The sequence below is a fragment of the Microbulbifer maximicatervae (SeqCode) genome (assembly GCF_052467305.1).
This window is the reverse complement of record NZ_CP174306.1, coordinates 1,633,663-1,651,363: the sequence shown is the minus strand read 5'-3', so window position 1 is coordinate 1,651,363 and position 17,701 is coordinate 1,633,663. Positions and strand designations below refer to the sequence as shown.

Here is a 17,701-nt window from a genome sequence, read left to right as displayed (position 1 = left end):
CAACTAACCATATATCAACCTTTCTGTGCCAATTTACGATAACATCTCTATGGCAAAAGTTTTATTGACTGGCTTTGAGCCCTTCGGTAACACACCGATAAATCCAGCAGAATCAGTTATGCGCATGCTGGACGGAACACGGATAGCCAGTGGTGATATTCATGGTCTTTTGATACCCAACAACTTCTTTGAAAGCATTGAAGTTGTCACGGATGCTATTGAAGAAATAGAACCGCAATTAGTGGTGATGTTAGGAGAGTACAGTGGCCGTGCAATCATTACGGCTGAGAGAATTGCACAAAATTATAATGATTCCACCAGATATAATTTGAAAGATAACCGGGGAGTTGAAATGCAGGGTGAGCCGACTGTACAAAATGGTCCTGTCGCTTATCACAGCACACTCCCTATCCGCGCAATGGTTATGGCAATGCGCGATATTGGTGTTCCTGCCGATATTTCTGATACTGCGGGTACTTTTTGTTGCAACCATATGATGTATGGCGCGCTTCACTATATCGCGACTAATCAGCTGAATATCCCCGCCGGCTGGATACACCTTCCTCAGCTACCCCAGATTGCCGCACTGCCCGAAAATATCGGCAACCCCAGCATGTCAAAAGAAACTGCCGCCCTTGGGATACAGGCTGCCATTGAAGCCGCACTAGCTAACCCGCGCGACACTGACGATCCGATCCCTTCTCACTTACAAATCTAATTAAATTGAACTGTTTAGTAAGGTCATATTCTCCCTACTAGTAATTTTTATGCAATCAACATACAAAGAAGGAAATATCAACGAGATAATTCAAAGCACCAAGTAGATCAATAAATGCTCTTACCGCACAAAAAAGGCCATATCGACACTATAAAACAACCCCTTCTAGTACTACTAATTTATAGCAACATCATCACTATATTTATCTCCTCCGGACAGACCCGACATCACAGCTACTGTGCCAGTCCAAAGAGTATTTCTACAGAAGAGACAATCAATGTCATTAAAGTGATGCCCCTTTTTCGCCAAGGTATCCAAAACCCACTTCAGGTTTACTGCTGCCATAAACTGTCTATTTCTTATGGTCAGAATACTGGGCGGCTGAAAGGACTGAATGCTATTTGCCTTGGCAACCATTCCGATATTATTAGCATTCTGAATTCTGCGTCTTCGACTATCACTATCATTGTGAGACATAATCGCATTAATCGAAGTGTAAGTTTCATTGTTAGTATTGTGTCTATTAGTAGCGCTACTGGTATACTTCGTCAGGATGTAGTTAAAACAAGTATCATTTAAACCTAAATCTTCAACAGAATTGGCCCCCCGATCATAAAACCTCCCAAGTCCAGGATCATTCACACTGAATTTATCACGCGAGTAAAAATGCAGGTTAACATTGTGCTCTATTTTGAAACTGGATGTGGTTCTGCGATACCCGTGAGCAGTTACAATTAACCGGTTTGTTGTCATTCCACGAGGAGTCCACAACCAAGCACGACCATCAAGATCTACACACTGATAGTTCCCTGCCACCGCCACTTCAGAATCATCAAAGGTATGCCAAAGTGCTGTTGCCTTATTACCAAAATAGTCCTTTAAAGCACTTTTGACATTACTGAAAAACTCCTTTGCAGGCATAAACCCTCCCCAGCTCTCAAAGCCTAAGTTAACAAATAGAATTATCTCGAGAAAAATCGTATTCCACTCAACAACCGAAGTAAATGTTTAAAATATGCGATTTTTTAATCAAAAATAGCTTTCAATAGCTACAGGAAATATGATCCGGAGCCTATCAGGCAAACCATTAGATACTCACTCTTCAGGAGCAGGAAGCAAAGAGTCGACAGTTAATATAAGTAATTTCGCGGGATCTGTTTTGGAGGGATTAATCGTACAATGCCCCTGCTGGTCAATAGCTATACCATTAACAGGCGTATCTCCCCCAAAATGAACATCTCCAGGCCTATATGTCACCTCAACACCGTCCCGAGTTGTCGTACGCCAACAGCCAGATAATGTAATAACCCACTGAGGGTTCGGAGTAGAGTGAAAATCGCTTTTCCACCCAGGAGGCAAAATTGCAAGCTCACTTCGAATAACTTTAGGCAAATCACGATAGTGATATTCGGGCACAGGATTGGAGTATTGAATCAATTCAAAATCTGAAAAATGTCCTACAGTGGTTCTTGACCTTCCTCTTTTATCATACCAAAGATGATAAAAATCTTGGCGAACGATTTCTTTTTGCACTACGAGTATCTCACCTCATCAGCAAAAGCTAAAAATTGCCTCATCGATAAATCACTAATTATCCATAGGTTACACCTAGTTTCAGACAATCCAGATCACCTACTTAGAAACTGTAACACCGAAGAATTTGTCTTCCTCAAATATTGATCTACAGACCACTTTCTGCCACCAGTTAACACAAAAGATAAGCAAATAAAAGCCCAAAAAAGAGGGTATTCCCACCCACCATAAACGGTTTGTATATTTCCACTAATATCTATACCACTGACATGACTTGCCCATGAAAAACCTGCGAGATAATGCCGCCCTTCAAATAATGCAATCATCAAATAAAGAGCAGTCCCAACAGCGGCAAACCGCGTAAACAAACCGAAAGTAAATCCAACAAATGCAGAGAACGCACAAATACCAGAGATAATCACCATAGAGGATGAGTATCCAATCCCCTCAAAATAATGAACAACAAAATTGTAAGCGTCTGCGCCCAACAGACCAAACTTCTCAGCAAAATGATGGGTAAAATTGAGCCCGATATAAATTCGAATCAAGGCCAACTGTAAATCAGCTGCAGTCTCATAGCTTTCGTGCGTGCTCTGCTTCATATAACACTTCCTTAACACACAACTCAACCACAGCCATACCTTCCTTTTTAAGAGATATCATAAAAGGGTTTACAGTCATCTATAATAATAGGCCAAGCCCACCCCGTTGAACCGCAAAAATTGCCTAATTCGCAACACCATATATATTATTGCGGTAAACCAGGTTTACCTAAATGACAAAAGAGGCACTTCAAAGAATGCCCCAAACCTATTCTTCGGAGGAGGCCAGCAATTCATTGATGCATTTACACCGTAAATCCAATCTCACCGGCCTTTCTCTGAGTAAAGCCGCCCTATAAAAGCTGTAGGAAAAAGCTACTGCTCAAACACAGTGGATTTTATAGTAATTAGAGCCGTACCCATAAATATCAAAGCAACTCCACTCACAGCGTATACGTCAAACTTTTGCTGCCAAATAACCACAGAAGCTGCACAAACAAGAGCAATACCGACGCCTGACCAGATGGCATAAGTCATTCCCACATTCATATTTTTTAGTACAAACGCAAGAAATAGACTCGCCAGAGAATAAAAAAAGATAGAGGCCATTCCCAGCCACCACTTTTCCCAACCGTTGGAAGCCTTAAGTAGTAGGGTAGCTGTAACTTCGGTAATGATTGCAAAAAATAAAAACAAATAGGTCAAGTTCTACTCCATTAGAATTTATTGTAGTCAAATCACTTGATCAGCTAGATACTATCAAATTTATGACGAATAGCGCTATTGGAAAATAGCGGGGATTCTGCTATTTACTATGCGGCTGTACGAAATACAATGCTGGACTTTACAGTCAACAGTCAGCCCTCTGGCTACCCAAGATAACTCATGTCTTCCCATTGACAAATCAGCAATATAAAGAAGAGCTAGATTTCAGCCCCGACAACTACCTAGCCTATCGATACCAATAGATCTAATTGTAGTATTACAGCTGTTTCTTATACTCCTCCAGAAAAAAACGTGACTAATTTTACACTCATATTGGCCCCATACCTGCGATTACTGACTTGTTGAAAAATACTCAATATATGCAAATATTTATTAAACAGAGGAGTGCGGACCAAATAACATCTACCTCACGTAGCAGGCAAGTTGCATCGAGCAACAACTAAACGATATTTGGGATATAGGATTGAAATATCGTGAAACCGATACTTGGTATAATTTTTGTGGTTACACCCTATATCGCCAATGACGTACCCCTTTTTAGACCTGTGTTACTACAGGCATACAATCACGATAATTACAAATTTCTCGATTTAGCGTTTAGAGCGCAAAACACTTTTCTACCAAGCTATCGACAGAGCAGTATTCTTAGCACCTACCAGCTGAAAATCGTATCTTCTATTTTTATTGGAAGGGCGGTAGATAAAATACCCCCCCCTACTTCACAAGGGTATTGAAGAAACTAAGTAGTATGGTCTCAAAATGCACTGGAATTGGTTGCTCAGAAGTTGGCTGCTCAAAATATCGCAGAAAGTCCTACAGAGATTTGAGGCATTACGAACATCAAATCCTTCCACAAATTTCATTACACATAATGATTGCTTCACAGGCAATCCATGTTCAAGCCCCTTACAGGCAATCTCGGATATCGAGGCAGACCATCAGCAACAAATGAATGCACAACAGAGCGGCGATACTTATGCGCAACATTATAGTCCGTTCCGTAACGGGAAACTCTGACGAGGCCTGGTCTGATTGGCGCTGGCAAATGCGCAATCGCATCAGCACATTGGATGGCCTAAAGCGATGGATCAATGTTTCTACTTCTGAATCTGACGCTATCCAACAGCTAAAAGGAATCTATCGGTGGAGTATTACACCCTACTACGCCTCCTTAATGGACCCTGATGACCCTAATTGTCCAATTAGATTGCAGGCAGTTCCTTCTCCAGAGGAAACCATCGTACCCGACAGTGCAGACATTGACCCTGTAGGTGATCAGTATTTTCGTAAAACCAACCGCGTCGTACATAAGTACCCAGATCGCGTCATCTTTCTGGTAACGTCTGTTTGCCCTGTTTATTGCCGTCATTGCACAAGGAAATTTCACACCACAACGGTGGGCCCGGAAAGTTATTTTGAACAAGGCGAAGCAACCAGCTGGGATGAGGATATTGCTTACATAGAATCACATCCACAGATTCGCGATGTATTACTCACCGGCGGCGACCCACTGATGTATTCCAACGACCGCTTGGCCAAACTATTGGAGAAGCTGAGAGCAATAAATCATGTGGAAATTATTCGTATTGGCTCACGCTTTCCCGTACTGGCCCCCCAACGTATCACCGACGAATTGTGCGAAATGCTCGCATCATTTCATCCAGTGTGGCTGAACACACACTTTAATCACCCCAAAGAAGTCACAGAAGAAGCCGCCGCTGCATGCGACCGCTTGTTGAGGGCAGGCATTCCGGTAGGAAATCAAACAGTGCTTTTAAAAGGCGTGAACAATTCACCGGATGTTATGCGCCAATTGATGCTCGCTCTGGTAAAAATACGAGTCAGGCCCTACTACCTCTATCACTGCGATAATGTGGTCGGTGTCTCTCACTTTATGACAAGCTTGAAGGAAGGACAGGCAATTTATGAGTCATTGCAGGGGCACATCACGGGTTTTGCGGTCCCTCAATATGTACTCACTACCGAGCTGGGCAAAAACCCGGTCACGCCCTACGAATATGTAAAACAAGGCGATATCGAAGGCGAATGGCACATTCGAAATTTCAGAGGGCAAACGGGTATATATCTGGAGTAACAAAGTGCTAACTACCAGAGAAGGTAATCATAAGTCAAAAATTTATTGCGCTGATGCCTTTTTGGATGTTCCTGAGATATCCAAAATACCAAGTGTTTGGCAACGGTAGTATGCACCGCAATATATCGCAGAATTTTTCGGAACCCAGGATATCTATAGATGACTGCTTATAGCTGATTCCACAATACGGTTGATCATGGCTCCATACTGAATACCCGCCAATTCACACATCACGGGTAGTTCAGAAACTTCAGGCCGCAAACCGGGTAGGACATTGACCTCCATAACCATGGGGGCCCCCTGTGCATCATAGCGAATATCAACTCGACCACCATCACGACACTCAAGTACTTCCCAAGTCTTCTGCGCAATTGCTCGGACCTTTAGCGCCTGATCATCGTCAACAAGCCGGCCGGGGAAAGCTCCATCATACTTGTAATACACAGGTTCATCGCCCAATAACTTTTCCATCACGCCAATGCACTCGGCAGTTGCACCCGTCCCCAAAAAGCCCACAGTAAACTCTCGGCCAGGTAGGAATGTTTCAACCAGTACTGGCTGATTAAACCGACTCAAAAGGTATTCACAGCGGTTTTTCAAAGCTGCCTTGTCGATAACTTTGGATTCAGGCGATACCCCCTTACTGGTTCCCTCCCTAAGCGGCTTTGTCATCAAGGGATATTCAAGCTCTACTCGATTGACATCTGTAACACTTCGAACAACTGCAAACTGTGCCGTTGGAATACCCATATCCCGCAATATGCGTTTGGTCATCTCCTTATTAAGGGTCACTGTGTTGGCAAATGGATCAGAAAATGTGTACGGTATCCTCCAAGCATCCAACAAAGCGGGAACCTGTGCTTCACGCCCAGTTCCGTACATCCCCTCAGCAACATTGAACACTAGATCCCAGCTGTTACCCTCAACCAGTTGTTGCGCCAACCTGTGAATATTGCCGACCCGTTCGATATGGTGGCCTGCGCACGTAAGCGCATCGTGAATCGCATCTATCGTCTCCAGGTGATCAAGTTCAGCGACGTCCTCTTCACTAAACCCCATCCCGAGATAATCATCACGAAGGTCGTAGACTATACCGATACGCATCGGTCATGCTCCGCTGCCACTACACAACCTATCGAATGCCGGACTGGAATATTAGCTACGCAACTGGTTTTCACTTTAACGCCCCCCCAGCCTCTACCCAGAAAACTGCACGTAAAAAAGAAGTTAATAACCTTCATTAGTCCTGAGTTTTGGATAGGGTTGAAGTCGAAAGTACTTGCAAGTAACCATTAATAAAGACAACTAACCAAATGCCGTATTGCCCGTAGAGCTAATTAGCACAAAAGCTATCACGCAAGGTTCTTCACCTCGATTGACCCAATTATGAACTGTCCCCCGCTGGACAAGTGCATCTCCCGCAGACAGCTTCACAACAACCTCATCTCCCATTTCCATCTCGATATTCCCAGACATCACTACCGCATAATCAATGCTGTCAGTTTGGTGAGATCGTGGCGTAACTCCCGGCCCAAATTCTACGACCTTAAAAACCGAGCCTCCCGGAATCGTAGTTCCATCAAATTTTCTCCCGCCGTTGTCTCTACCATCGTCACAAAGCTCTACGGGCAAGTCCTGAGTAGTCCATAACTGCTGCTGAACCATATGAGGCCGCCAACTACTGGTATGCAAACCCTGATCATCTATGAGCACTACTGGCTTTCCCTCTGGGTCGTGCCCTGTAACAACTCGCCGGACATTCACACTCATCGCACTCTCCTTTCTCCTGGGAAGCAACCATCTAGTTACGGGAGAATATAGTTCAGCCAGCAGCTAGCCAGCTTACCGGACAGTGCTGGTATCACCGATGTTGCGAAATCACTATAATCGCGCCCATGTCTGAGTTACCTATTCACAGTATCCTCCCCGAACTGCTCCAGGCCTTGAGAGGGCATAGTAATGTCGTGCTCCAGGCACCCCCCGGAGCGGGTAAAACGACCGCCGTACCACTGGCATTAATGAATGAGCCTTGGTTGAGCGGAAAGAATATTATTATGCTGGAGCCGCGACGTTTGGCCGCTAGAACGGCAGCGGCGCGCATGGCTAACCAGCTGGGTGAGAAAGTTGGTGATACCGTTGGATTTCAGGTCCGGGGCGAGCGGAAGTCAAGCAAGAAGACTCGCATCCTGGTTGTAACCGAGGGAATTCTCACGCGCCTCTTACAGGCTGACCCTGAATTGGCATCCAGTGCTCTGGTCATATTCGATGAATTTCATGAGCGCAGCCTGCAAGCCGACCTCTCCCTCGCCTTATGTCTTCAGTCCCAGGAGTATCTTCGCGAGGATCTCAAGATTCTGGTGATGTCTGCCACCCTGGATACCAGCGGCATCTCCTCACTACTAAATAACGCACCCATCATATCCAGTGAAGGACGCAGCTATCCCGTCGATATTGAATACTTAAACCAACGAGAAGAGCCCGAGGACAAACGACAAATCCCAGCTTTGATGGCAAGTAAAGTTGTCGCATCCTTAGGCAAACAAGAAGGTAGTGTTCTCGCCTTCCTTCCTGGTGTCGCCGAAATCAAACAGGTTGAGAGCTTATTGGAGGAGCGACTATCTGAGGAAACCGAAAAGGGCCGCATTATTATTGCACCGCTTTTTGGGGATCTGAGCCGTGAGCAGCAGGATCAGGCGATAGCACCAACGGCACCAGGCACGAGAAAAATCGTACTGGCTACAAATGTGGCCGAGACCAGCCTGACGATTGAGGGCATCCGAATAGTTATCGACTCAGGATTAATGCGTGAATCGCGCTTTAATCCCAACTGTGGCATGAATCGTTTGGTGACAAGCTCGATTTCCCAGGCCTCAGCTACCCAGCGCACAGGGCGCGCCGGGCGCCTCAGCGCCGGCTACTGTCTGCGACTCTGGAGTGAGGGCCGGCAACGGTCATTGAGTACCAAAAATACAGCGGAAATCACCCGCAGTGACCTGGCTCCCCTGGCACTTGAATTAGCCAAATGGGGGGTTACCGATGTCAGCGAGCTCAACTGGCTCGACACACCACCCCCAGGACCCATGGCCCAGGCCCAACAGCTCTTGCAGCAACTGGGGGCACTGGATGACAAACTGCGTATTACCCCTCACGGGAATACCATGCTGTCCTTTGGCGCCCACCCTCGCCTCGCACATATGTTAGTTGCCAGTGTCGGCTGGGGATTACAGGAACAGGCCTGCCTGCTGGCAGCGCTACTATCTGAACGGGATATTTTTCGTGGCGAAGCACGATGGGATCGGGACATTAGCAAACGGATTCAGGCTCTGCAGTCCCAAGGCAACGATCGGCGGGTAGATCGCAGTACTGCTCACAGAATACGCCAGCAGTCTAAAACCTGGCTCTCTCAATTAAAGAAATTTGAGTCAAGTTCAAGTCCTGCACCACAGAGTATCGATCACTCCGATGAAACTGGTGCCCTGCTTGGACTCGCCTACCCAGACCGTATTGCGAAATCGCGCAGTGATACCGGCAGCCGGTTTCTACTCTCCAGTGGCCGAGGCGCACATTTCTCCCATGATGACGCCTTAGCTTTAAGCGAATACTTGGTCATTGCCGAACTGGATGGCCAGGGCCGAGATGCAAGTATCCAGCTGGCAGCAGAGATTTCTCTGCCCGCTTTGAAGTCGCATTTCGCCGCCCAGATCAAAGAAGAGATTTCAGTTCGCTGGGACGAGACTACCGGCCGCGCTGTCGCCCTACAGCAAACGCAATTGGGGGCGCTGGTTTTACACCAGCGGCCTGCAGCAGATATTCCCCCGGAGACCCTCAGTCTCGCATTATTAGAAGCCGTACGAAAGAAAGGTCTCTCCTCCCTCCCCTGGAACACAGAAGCTAACCAGTTACGTTTTCGAGTGAAATTTTTACGCCAAAGTGAAGAGTGTGGGGATTTTCTCGGCGACACTCGAGTACCAAACTGGAGTGATGAGGCTCTATTGGAGACCATGGAGGATTGGCTGCTACCTCATTTGCAGGGGTTCAGCAAACTTGAGCAGCTAGGGCAGCTTGACTTGCAAAACATCTTGCGCGGACAGCTTGAGTGGGAATTGCAACAAAAACTCGATGACTTGGCCCCCAGTCACTACCTGGTTCCAAGTGGCTCCCGCATAAGAATCGACTACGGAGAAACTCCACCTATTTTGGCTGTGCGCCTGCAGGAGCTATTTGGATTGGCACAAACTCCAACAATTCTAAAAAACCGCTATCCATTGATGATTCATTTACTCTCTCCGGCACGGCGCCCCGTTCAAATTACCCGTGACCTGGTGAATTTCTGGGCCAATACTTACCAAGAGGTAAAGAAGGAGTTGCGTATCAAATACCAGAAACACTACTGGCCCGATGATCCCCTGACGGCTGAGGCTACTACTAAAACGAAGAAGAGAATGGATATGGGACGGTAGTTCTTTTTTTAGATTCACTGCCCCTGAGGCAGCAAAATTATCTTCTGGGCGGCGGTTAAGTTAACATTCAGCAACAACCGGATAGCATAAGCTGCCGCAAGGGATAGGAACTCGCGCCAATAGAGATAGTCTGAATTATTTTGGCCCGCAGCGACGCCCCAAAACCAGAACAAACTCTAACTCGTAGCAATGGAGATGTATTTTGCGCCGAATACTCTTAGCAGCTCTCAGCCCATTACTGATATTTGGCTGTAGCCTCGATGATCTTCCCGATGATTTGAATCAGTCAACTATCAAGTACGATAAGGAAATGCGTTACCTGGTAGAGGATATCAGCGCCTACGCCAAGGGCATCAACCGTCACTTTCTCATCGTACCCCAGAATGGGGTTGAGTTGATTACTACGACAACCACTACCACTGGTCCAGTCGATGAAGCCTACCTGGATGCCACAGACGGCATTGCACAGGAGGCCCTCTTCTTTGGCGCAAATGGTGTTGTCAACGAGCCCACCAGCGAGTCAGAGACCAAGCGCCTGCAAACTTACCTGGACTTGGCGAAAGATGAAGGGGATACAATCCTAATCACGGACTTCACCAATATTGAGCGGGATATTCAAGAGTCATATGAGAATAACGAGGAGGCTGGGTATATTTCTTTTGCCGCAGATAGCGAACTCCTGAACGATGTACCGCTATATCCCGATGAGCCCTTCAATGTTAACTCTCTGGACATTGATGACCTTGAGGAAGCCAAAAACTTTATCAATATCACCAATACCAGCAACTACTCTACGCCTCAAGATTTCATCGATAAACTGAGTGAAACCGATTACGACATATTGATAATCGACTTTTTCTTTGACGGTGAACCTTACACAGAAGAACAAATTGAGCAGCTCAGGGTAAAAGAAAACGGTGGGCGCCGCTTAGTGCTAGCCTATGTCAATGTCGGCGAGGCACAAGACGATCGTTATTACTGGAAATCCTATTGGTACAACACTCCTCCCGAATGGCTATTGGGAAAAGTACCCGGTGAGTCAGGTAATTACTACGTGAAGTACTGGCAGGAGGGCTGGCAAAAAATTATCTTCGGCAACGATGATTCTTATATTTATATGATCGTTGATGCAGGATTCGATGGGGCCTATATGGATGGAATCGATGCATTTGAATACTTCGATTCCGACGATGAGTAATCATTAGGCCCCAACGCTTTAACTCAGCAGGCATCAGGCCTGCTGAGTTTCCTTATATTGAGTCACATACTGGGAAAGCCGCCCGGACATTTCCTCTGCCAATTTTTGCAGGGCGTTGAGCGGGCGTATCATCACCTCAAACTCAATAATCTTACCTTCATCATTAAAGCGGATAATATCCAATCCCTTCAGGCTCTTATCACCGATGGAGGCTGCGAATTCAAGAGCCAGATCGTGTCCCGATTCGGTAGTAAATTCACGGTCGTATTCAAAGCTCTCAAAAACCTGCATCACCGTATTGAGAATCAGGCACACAGCAGCGGAGCTGTGGTAGGGCTTAAAAAATGCCGGTGAACGGAAAACAGCATCTTCTGCAACGATCGCTGGCAAGCGACTCAGATCTCGCGCAGCGACCATCTCGTGCCATAGGGCAATAGATTCCGCTATTTTATTATTGGAATTGTTCATTGGAGACTTCCTCTTCACTCATTTGTTTTTGTAAAAATTTTCTCCCATCAGCACACCCCAACTCGTAAGTTTTTTGGGCCAGCTCAGGATTTGTGTAATCCCAAACACTGATGAATGGCGGTTTCGAGGGCTGGACATAAGTCCAATCCTGATCGCCTTTGCGCTGTGTAAATATGTCCGGGAACTGATCGTAACGACGGGTCAACAACACCAGCACCCTTCCCTTTCCATTATCCAGCCCCGCAACCGGGATGTTATCTACCACCCCACCATCGAGTGCTGTTCGCCCCCGCAACTTAAGTCTTGGGGTGAATGGCGGCGTACAGGAGGAGCACAAAATCAGGTCCACCAACTCCTCAATACTGGAACAATCCCGGGCTCGATAAAATTGCTGCTTAAAACCTAAGCGCTGGGCGATCTTGGGGTGAAGGCTGCGTAAAAAATGCTTATCGGCATAGTAGGCCATGGCCCCCACTCCAAAAGCCAAACCTCCAGATAGGCCTTTTGGTGGGTGAACAACCGCAATTCGCAACTCTGCGCCCTGCTGAAGGGTCTCCAGTCCATCGCGAAACAGCTCTAACATCGCATTGCGGTAGATTCCATATTGGGGGAACACAGGTTCTTTACCAAAAAGGTTTCCCCAATAAGCATTTTTTTCATTAGTCTCGAACGCAGTCCAGAAATGCTCTCGAGCCTCCTCCGTCTTACCCATCAGCACCAGGCTCGACATTAGGCCCCCTGCCGAAACCGCAGTAACCACCTTCGGAGAAAGACTAATTTCGTTGGCTATGGACTCCCAAAAGCCAATCTGCCAGGTACACCGCCCACCACCACCGGCAAAAACAACTTGGTCAAACATGATCGCGCTTCCCTGCAGCAGCCTTCCGACTGGAACTTCCTGAGTCCATTCTGTGTTTTACATCCTCTCAAGTGCAGTTTCAGGCCGCTCTTTGCGTTACCGCCAACACTTTTGACCAATTAGTTTCAGCCTTCATGATGACATATTGATGACGACAACAATATGCAACTAATTGCATAAGCTAATCGAATCACAAGCATTGTGCAACTGATCGTCTTGACCCTGAACTCACTGAATACTCAAATTTCCACCAGGCGTTCCTTACCGGACACAAGCGCATCAAGAAAGGCATAACCGTCTGCAACCCCAATTTTCAAGGTGTGCCTCATCGCACTGGGGTCAGCAAAATTCCACATCCCGATGGGCAACGGACTGGAAGGCTGAACATAAGTCCACACCTGATCCCCCCTTTGCACACTGAAACTGTTCGGTAGGTGTGGAAAGCTCCCTGTATCCAAAATCAGAACCCGCCCTTTGCTAGCATCCAAGCCGGCGACCGGAGCATTACCTACCAGAGCTCCATCCAGCACCTCTGCACCATCAAGCGACAACCTTGGGGATATGGGGGGGGCACAGCAGGAACTCAAAATAAGCTGCTCAAGATCTGTCCCATCTTTGCATTTACTCACGGGGTGAAACATTTGGCGGAACCCAAGATGTAACGCTGTATTTGGATGCAAGTCGTGAAAGATGTGTTTGTTAGAGTAGAAAATTGCCAGCCCCAGCGTTAGAGCGAGAGGCACAGGCAACCATTCCGGGGGATAAGTCACTGCAATTCTGAGGTCGGCAGATTGACGCAGAGGCTCAAGACTATCGTGAAAAAATTCATGTACCCCTTTGCGATAGATCTCAAAGTGCGGAAAAATTGGTTCTTTGCGGAATGAATTATTCCAGTAGAAATTCCTTTCATTTTTTTTGCAAACAGAGTGAAAGTAATTAACACCCTCACGGCAGCGATCCGTAAGCATGAGTGCCGCTACCATGCTGCCTCCGGATGCAGCACAAACAACTTTCGGCCGGATCGGTAATTCGCGACTTAGGGATAACAAAAAACCAAGCTGCCAAGTGCAACGGCTTCCACCGCCACCAAAAACCATTTGATCAAACATGACGACACCCTCTAAAAAAGGCTATCGAAATAGATACGGGTATTTTTGATTTTAATTTTAGGCAGGAGTTTTTGTCTCTATCGCCACCAAGCGTTAAAGCGAGATCACAGTTAATGGCTCTCTCCCAACTATTACGCATCACAATCAGCAAACCTGCCAACCACCTTGATACAAATAGATATAAAAAAGGCTTCACTTTTCAAACCAACTAGGCATTGAGACTAAAGGTGTCTTTATCTCAACACTCAGTGCAAACCTATGAGTAACTTTAAGATCGTAACCTTCCAATCAGTAATTCAAGATATCCCCAGTCACATCAGGGAGGACTCTCAATTAACCGCCCTTCGCCACTCAGTGCCGCTAAAAATGCACGGCCATCTGCAATCCCCATACGGAAAGTATCTTTCACCTCTTCCGGACTGGCAAAATCCCAAACATTAAGTGGAACATGTCCAGAGGGCTGAACATATGTCCATTCCTGGTTAAATTTTTGTACCGTAAAACGGTCCGGCAGCTGCGGGAAACGTCGGGTTAGCAAAATAAGCACCCGTCCTTCACCAGTATCCAGCCCACCAATAGGCACACTATCTACAACCCCTCCATCCAATACCTCTGCACCGCCCTGCTTCAGACGCGGTGTCAGAGGTGGCGTGCAGGATGAAGTAATAACCAGCTTCTCTAACTGGGACGGATCTGAACAGTGACGAACTTTATAAAAAGATTGGCGGAAGCCCAATTTAAGTGCAGTAGTGGGGTGAAGGTTCGGGAAAATATAAGTATCAGAGTAATCAATCGCAGCTCCAATCATTAATGCGATTGGACCAGGCAGCCATTTCGGCGAAGTACTGACTCCTATACGTAGGTCTGCGGCTTCCCTAAGTTGATCAAAGCCTCCAGAAAATAAGTCGCTTAATGCTCGCCGATAAATTGTATAGTGCGGGAATACTGGGTCCTTGCGAAACATATTGCCCCAATGGATATTTTTCCCATTGGACTTAAATGCCGAAACGAAGTAATCCACCCCGTCGAGTGACCTGTCCATCAGAACCAGGCTGGCAACCAGGGAGCCAGCGGATACTGCACTGACCACCCGAGGTGCCAGATCAATTTCCTTTGCAACCGACTCCCAAAAGCCGATCTGCCAGGTACAGCGCACGCCGCCACCGGCAAACACCACTTGGTCAAACATAGATTGTTCTTCCCTGGAGTTGGCGCACAAGCAATCACTAGCATGACCAATCACTGGATCGCTGCACCGGCACTTTACATTGCCCCAGCGCCTCAAAAGCACCGAGGAATATTTCAAATATATACAGTGTGGGAGTAGTTCGTAGGGAGGCTTACGCGGGATCTAACCTGAGAGGTTCACTGCAATAAAAAAGGCGAACACAAGGTTCGCCTTTTTCTTTTGAGCCACTTGGCCGACTCAGAATGGTCTCAGGAACTCAGTAGTAAGCCTGGGACTTGTCGGTGTGGTCAGTAATATCTTTCACGCCTGCTAATTCGGGGATTTTCTCTTTGAGAGTCTTTTCCACGCCTTCCTTTAAGGTCATATCAACCATGCCACAACCCTGACAGCCGCCACCAAACTTCAACACAGCAAACATATCCTCGGTCACTTCTACCAGGCTTACCTGGCCACCGTGAGCTGCCAGGCCCGGATTAACCTCGTTGTACAAAACATAGTTAATACGATCCTGGATAGGGCTGTCGTCAGTAATTTTCGGCATACGGGAGTTGGGCGCGCGAATCGTCAACTGCCCGCCCATCTTGTCCGAAGAGTAATCGACCCGAGCATCATCCAGATAGGGAACGCTGCGCCCTTCGAAGTAAGCTTTGAGACCGTTCATTTCCAACATCACATCACCTTCTTCCTCCTCTCCCGGGCGGCAGTAGGCGATACAGGTCTCGGCGTTAGGCGTGCCGGGACTGGAAACAAACATGCGAATGGCAATTCCCTCACAGTCCTGTTTGGCCAACAGCTCTTTCAGGTATTCCTGAGCGGGTTCAGTAATAGTGACATTCAAATCAGACATATAGGCTCTCAAATAACCAAGCTTCTTTGTCGGGTATTCTACTCTCAGAAAGACTCAAGGGAAACCGGTCAGTTGGAACCCTTTCGACCGACCGGCCTCACCACTCTCCTAGGTGGGGATAAATCCCATAAGAGTCTGGGCGGTTTCCTCTGAAGAGGCCGGATTTTGACCAGTTACCAGTTTGCCGTCTACCACTACGTAGGGTGCCCAATCACCACTTTTGGAGTAGTTTCCACCATTTCCCTTGAGCATATCCTCAACCAGGAAAGGCACGACATCCACCAGTTCAACCGCAGCCTCTTCCGAGTTGGCAAACCCGGTCACACCTTTTCCCGACACCAGGTAAGCGCCATCCTGACGGCGTGTATGACGGAAAATGCCCGGAGCATGGCACACAGCACCGATCGGCTTGTCTGCGGCAAAAAAGTTCTCAATCAGTGCAATTGAGACCGGGTCTTCCGCAAGATCCCACAAGGGACCATGGCCACCGGGATAAAAGACTGCATCAAAATCAGACTCATTCATATCAGCCAATTTGTGGGTATTGGCCAGAACCTGCTGAGCATCGGCGTCAGCCTGAAAGCGATGAGTCGCCTCCGTCTGAAAATCTGGCTCATCACTCTTAGGATCGAGAGGCGGCTGCCCGCCTTTTGGAGAGGCCAGGGTCACTTCAGCACCGGCGTCCTTGAAGGTGTAGTAAGGTGCGGCAAACTCCTCCAGCCAAAACCCCGTTTTCTTACCGGTATTCCCCAGTTCATCGTGGGAAGTCAGAACCATCAGTATTTTCATATTTCTGTCCTTATAAACTTTGTCAGCTTTGCTTCAATCATCATTTCCTATGCGCACAACTAACTTGCCGAAGTTCTTTCCTTCCAGAAGCCCGATAAATGCATTGGGTGTTTCTTCCAACCCTTCGACCATATCCTCAAGATATTTAATACTGCCTTCGGCAACCCACTGGCTTAATGTACGTACCGCTTCATGAAAACGTTCGTAGTAATCGAAAATAATAAAGCCTTGGATTTTTAAGCGTTTGGTCAGTACATCCCGCATTAACAAACCGGTGCGATCCGGGCCTTGCGGCAATGAGGTTGCGTTGTACTGAGAGATAAGCCCACATACAGGAATCCGCGCAAAATCATTTAATAGCGGTTGCACCGCATCAAAGACCTTGCCACCAACGCTTTCAAAATAGATATCGATACCGTCAGGGCAAGCCGCAGCCAATTGATCGGCAAAATCTTCGGCGCGGTGATCCAGGCACAGGTCGAAGCCCAACTCCTCTACCGCATAGCGACACTTTTCCTCACCTCCAGCAACACCGATTACCCGGCACCCTTGCAACTTGCCGATTTGTCCAACCGTTGCCCCCACAGGACCGGTAGCAGCTGCAACCACCAGAGTCTCCCCTTCTTTTGGCTCCCCAATTTCCAGCAAGCCAAAGTAGGCGGTGATTCCCGGCATACCCAGCACTCCCAGGGAGAAGGAGGGGTAATCCGGATTTTTACCCAAGTTAATCAACCCGGTACCATCAGAAATGGCGTAGTCCTGCCAGCCGCTATAACCGAGTATCCAATCCCCCTCCTCGAAGCCATTCAATCGGGACTCAACCACACGGCTCACCGTCCCTCCAACCATGGTCTCTCCCAGTGAAACAGGCTCTGCGTAGGACTTCGCATCACTCATTCGCCCCCTCATATAGGGATCGAGCGATAGGAATACCGTGCGCAACAGCACCTCGCCGACCTCCGGCTTGACCACAGGGGCATGCTCCAGGCGGAAGTTATCTGTCGTCGGGGCACCTTCAGGGCGGGATGCCAATACCAGGCGGCGGTTTATATCGCTCGATTGCATTCTCTATTCTCCATAACTTCGTAAAATGGAAGTCAAAGTCGCCAAATTAGACCGGTCGTCTAGAAAGGCGCCATAAAAATACCCGCAACGGTTTTCCCCTCGC

17 protein-coding genes are annotated in these 17,701 nt (G+C 47.4%); 4 read left to right on the top strand and 13 right to left on the bottom strand.

Annotated features, from left to right (window positions below; genetic code table 11):
• Positions 1–49: 49 nt before the first annotated feature.
• Positions 50–718, top strand: a complete 669-nt coding sequence (gene pcp, locus ACJJI4_RS07440; protein ID WP_444927599.1) for a pyroglutamyl-peptidase I — start codon at positions 50–52, stop codon at positions 716–718.
• 174 nt (positions 719–892) lie between these two features.
• Here the strand turns inward: pcp and ACJJI4_RS07435 are convergent, their stop codons facing one another.
• From ACJJI4_RS07435 to ACJJI4_RS07420, 4 genes are all read right to left on the bottom strand, one after another.
• Positions 893–1,639: a putative adhesin gene (locus ACJJI4_RS07435; protein WP_444905511.1), complete on the bottom strand. Its 747-nt coding sequence runs from the start codon at positions 1,637–1,639 to the stop codon at positions 893–895.
• A gap of 174 nt (positions 1,640–1,813) precedes the next feature.
• Positions 1,814–2,251 carry a cupin domain-containing protein gene (locus ACJJI4_RS07430; protein WP_444927598.1) on the bottom strand — a complete coding sequence of 146 codons (438 nt, stop codon included), beginning with the start codon at positions 2,249–2,251 and terminating at the stop codon, positions 1,814–1,816.
• Positions 2,252–2,346: 95 nt separating this feature from the next.
• Positions 2,347–2,853, bottom strand: coding sequence for a DoxX family protein (locus tag ACJJI4_RS07425; protein WP_444905513.1), 507 nt, complete (start codon positions 2,851–2,853; stop codon positions 2,347–2,349).
• 315 nt (positions 2,854–3,168) lie between these two features.
• Positions 3,169–3,498: a DMT family transporter gene (locus tag ACJJI4_RS07420; RefSeq protein ID WP_413665519.1), complete on the bottom strand. Its 330-nt coding sequence runs from the start codon at positions 3,496–3,498 to the stop codon at positions 3,169–3,171.
• 997 nt (positions 3,499–4,495) lie between these two features.
• Between ACJJI4_RS07420 and ACJJI4_RS07415 the strand changes: the two genes are divergently transcribed.
• Positions 4,496–5,614, top strand: a complete 1,119-nt coding sequence (locus ACJJI4_RS07415; RefSeq protein ID WP_444927597.1) for a KamA family radical SAM protein — start codon at positions 4,496–4,498, stop codon at positions 5,612–5,614.
• A gap of 153 nt (positions 5,615–5,767) precedes the next feature.
• Here the strand turns inward: ACJJI4_RS07415 and ACJJI4_RS07410 are convergent, their stop codons facing one another.
• A complete protein-coding gene (locus ACJJI4_RS07410) occupies positions 5,768–6,718 on the bottom strand; it encodes a D-alanine--D-alanine ligase family protein (protein WP_444927596.1) in 951 nt (316 codons plus the stop codon).
• Between the two features lie 201 nt (positions 6,719–6,919).
• On the bottom strand, positions 6,920–7,384 hold the full coding sequence (locus tag ACJJI4_RS07405; protein ID WP_413665516.1) for a cupin domain-containing protein: 465 nt from the start codon (positions 7,382–7,384) through the stop codon (positions 6,920–6,922).
• A 125-nt stretch (positions 7,385–7,509) separates the two neighbouring features.
• On the opposite strand from ACJJI4_RS07405, the gene hrpB reads away from it, so the two are divergent.
• Both hrpB and ACJJI4_RS07395 read left to right on the top strand, forming a co-directional pair.
• Complete coding sequence (gene hrpB, locus ACJJI4_RS07400) at positions 7,510–10,074, top strand: ATP-dependent helicase HrpB (protein WP_444927595.1); 2,565 nt, start codon at positions 7,510–7,512, stop codon at positions 10,072–10,074.
• A 202-nt stretch (positions 10,075–10,276) separates the two neighbouring features.
• Entirely contained in the window at positions 10,277–11,272 is a 996-nt protein-coding gene (locus ACJJI4_RS07395; protein WP_444927594.1) for an endo alpha-1,4 polygalactosaminidase, read from the top strand.
• Between the two features lie 33 nt (positions 11,273–11,305).
• Here the strand turns inward: ACJJI4_RS07395 and ACJJI4_RS07390 are convergent, their stop codons facing one another.
• From ACJJI4_RS07390 to curA, 7 genes are all read right to left on the bottom strand, one after another.
• Positions 11,306–11,740, bottom strand: coding sequence for a nuclear transport factor 2 family protein (locus tag ACJJI4_RS07390; protein ID WP_413665513.1), 435 nt, complete (start codon positions 11,738–11,740; stop codon positions 11,306–11,308).
• The gene (locus tag ACJJI4_RS07385; protein ID WP_444927593.1) at positions 11,724–12,599 is read right to left on the bottom strand and encodes a patatin-like phospholipase family protein; all 876 of its coding nucleotides are present in this window, start codon (positions 12,597–12,599) and stop codon (positions 11,724–11,726) included. Before ACJJI4_RS07385 ends, ACJJI4_RS07390 begins: the two co-directional genes overlap by 17 nt.
• A gap of 239 nt (positions 12,600–12,838) precedes the next feature.
• Positions 12,839–13,708: a patatin-like phospholipase family protein gene (locus ACJJI4_RS07380; RefSeq protein ID WP_413665511.1), complete on the bottom strand. Its 870-nt coding sequence runs from the start codon at positions 13,706–13,708 to the stop codon at positions 12,839–12,841.
• A gap of 316 nt (positions 13,709–14,024) precedes the next feature.
• Positions 14,025–14,897: a patatin-like phospholipase family protein gene (locus ACJJI4_RS07375; protein WP_444897566.1), complete on the bottom strand. Its 873-nt coding sequence runs from the start codon at positions 14,895–14,897 to the stop codon at positions 14,025–14,027.
• Positions 14,898–15,153: 256 nt separating this feature from the next.
• Entirely contained in the window at positions 15,154–15,744 is a 591-nt protein-coding gene (nfuA, locus tag ACJJI4_RS07370) for a Fe-S biogenesis protein NfuA (protein ID WP_282933143.1), read from the bottom strand.
• A 108-nt stretch (positions 15,745–15,852) separates the two neighbouring features.
• Complete coding sequence (locus tag ACJJI4_RS07365; RefSeq protein ID WP_282933144.1) at positions 15,853–16,533, bottom strand: type 1 glutamine amidotransferase domain-containing protein; 681 nt, start codon at positions 16,531–16,533, stop codon at positions 15,853–15,855.
• Positions 16,534–16,566: 33 nt separating this feature from the next.
• Entirely contained in the window at positions 16,567–17,598 is a 1,032-nt protein-coding gene (curA, locus tag ACJJI4_RS07360; protein WP_444927592.1) for an NADPH-dependent curcumin/dihydrocurcumin reductase, read from the bottom strand.
• Positions 17,599–17,701: the final 103 nt, after the last annotated feature.

Excerpts from the sequence above, each read along its gene's own strand:
- ACJJI4_RS07390 (WP_413665513.1), bottom strand. The coding sequence starts at position 11,740 with ATGAACAATTCCAATAATAAAATAGCGGAATCTATTGCCCTATGGCAC.
- ACJJI4_RS07410 (WP_444927596.1), bottom strand. The coding sequence starts at position 6,718 with ATGCGTATCGGTATAGTCTACGACCTTCGTGATGATTATCTCGGGATG.
- nfuA (WP_282933143.1), bottom strand. The coding sequence starts at position 15,744 with ATGTCTGATTTGAATGTCACTATTACTGAACCCGCTCAGGAATACCTG.
- ACJJI4_RS07380 (WP_413665511.1), bottom strand. The coding sequence starts at position 13,708 with ATGTTTGATCAAATGGTTTTTGGTGGCGGTGGAAGCCGTTGCACTTGG.
- ACJJI4_RS07435 (WP_444905511.1), bottom strand. The coding sequence starts at position 1,639 with ATGCCTGCAAAGGAGTTTTTCAGTAATGTCAAAAGTGCTTTAAAGGAC.
- ACJJI4_RS07375 (WP_444897566.1), bottom strand. The coding sequence starts at position 14,897 with ATGTTTGACCAAGTGGTGTTTGCCGGTGGCGGCGTGCGCTGTACCTGG.
- ACJJI4_RS07385 (WP_444927593.1), bottom strand. The coding sequence starts at position 12,599 with ATGTTTGACCAAGTTGTTTTTGCCGGTGGTGGTGGGCGGTGTACCTGG.
- ACJJI4_RS07405 (WP_413665516.1), bottom strand. The coding sequence starts at position 7,384 with ATGAGTGTGAATGTCCGGCGAGTTGTTACAGGGCACGACCCAGAGGGA.
- curA (WP_444927592.1), bottom strand. The coding sequence starts at position 17,598 with ATGCAATCGAGCGATATAAACCGCCGCCTGGTATTGGCATCCCGCCCT.
- ACJJI4_RS07365 (WP_282933144.1), bottom strand. The coding sequence starts at position 16,533 with ATGAAAATACTGATGGTTCTGACTTCCCACGATGAACTGGGGAATACC.
- pcp (WP_444927599.1), top strand. The coding sequence starts at position 50 with ATGGCAAAAGTTTTATTGACTGGCTTTGAGCCCTTCGGTAACACACCG.
- ACJJI4_RS07415 (WP_444927597.1), top strand. The coding sequence starts at position 4,496 with ATGCGCAACATTATAGTCCGTTCCGTAACGGGAAACTCTGACGAGGCC.
- hrpB (WP_444927595.1), top strand. The coding sequence starts at position 7,510 with ATGTCTGAGTTACCTATTCACAGTATCCTCCCCGAACTGCTCCAGGCC.
- ACJJI4_RS07425 (WP_444905513.1), bottom strand. The coding sequence starts at position 2,853 with ATGAAGCAGAGCACGCACGAAAGCTATGAGACTGCAGCTGATTTACAG.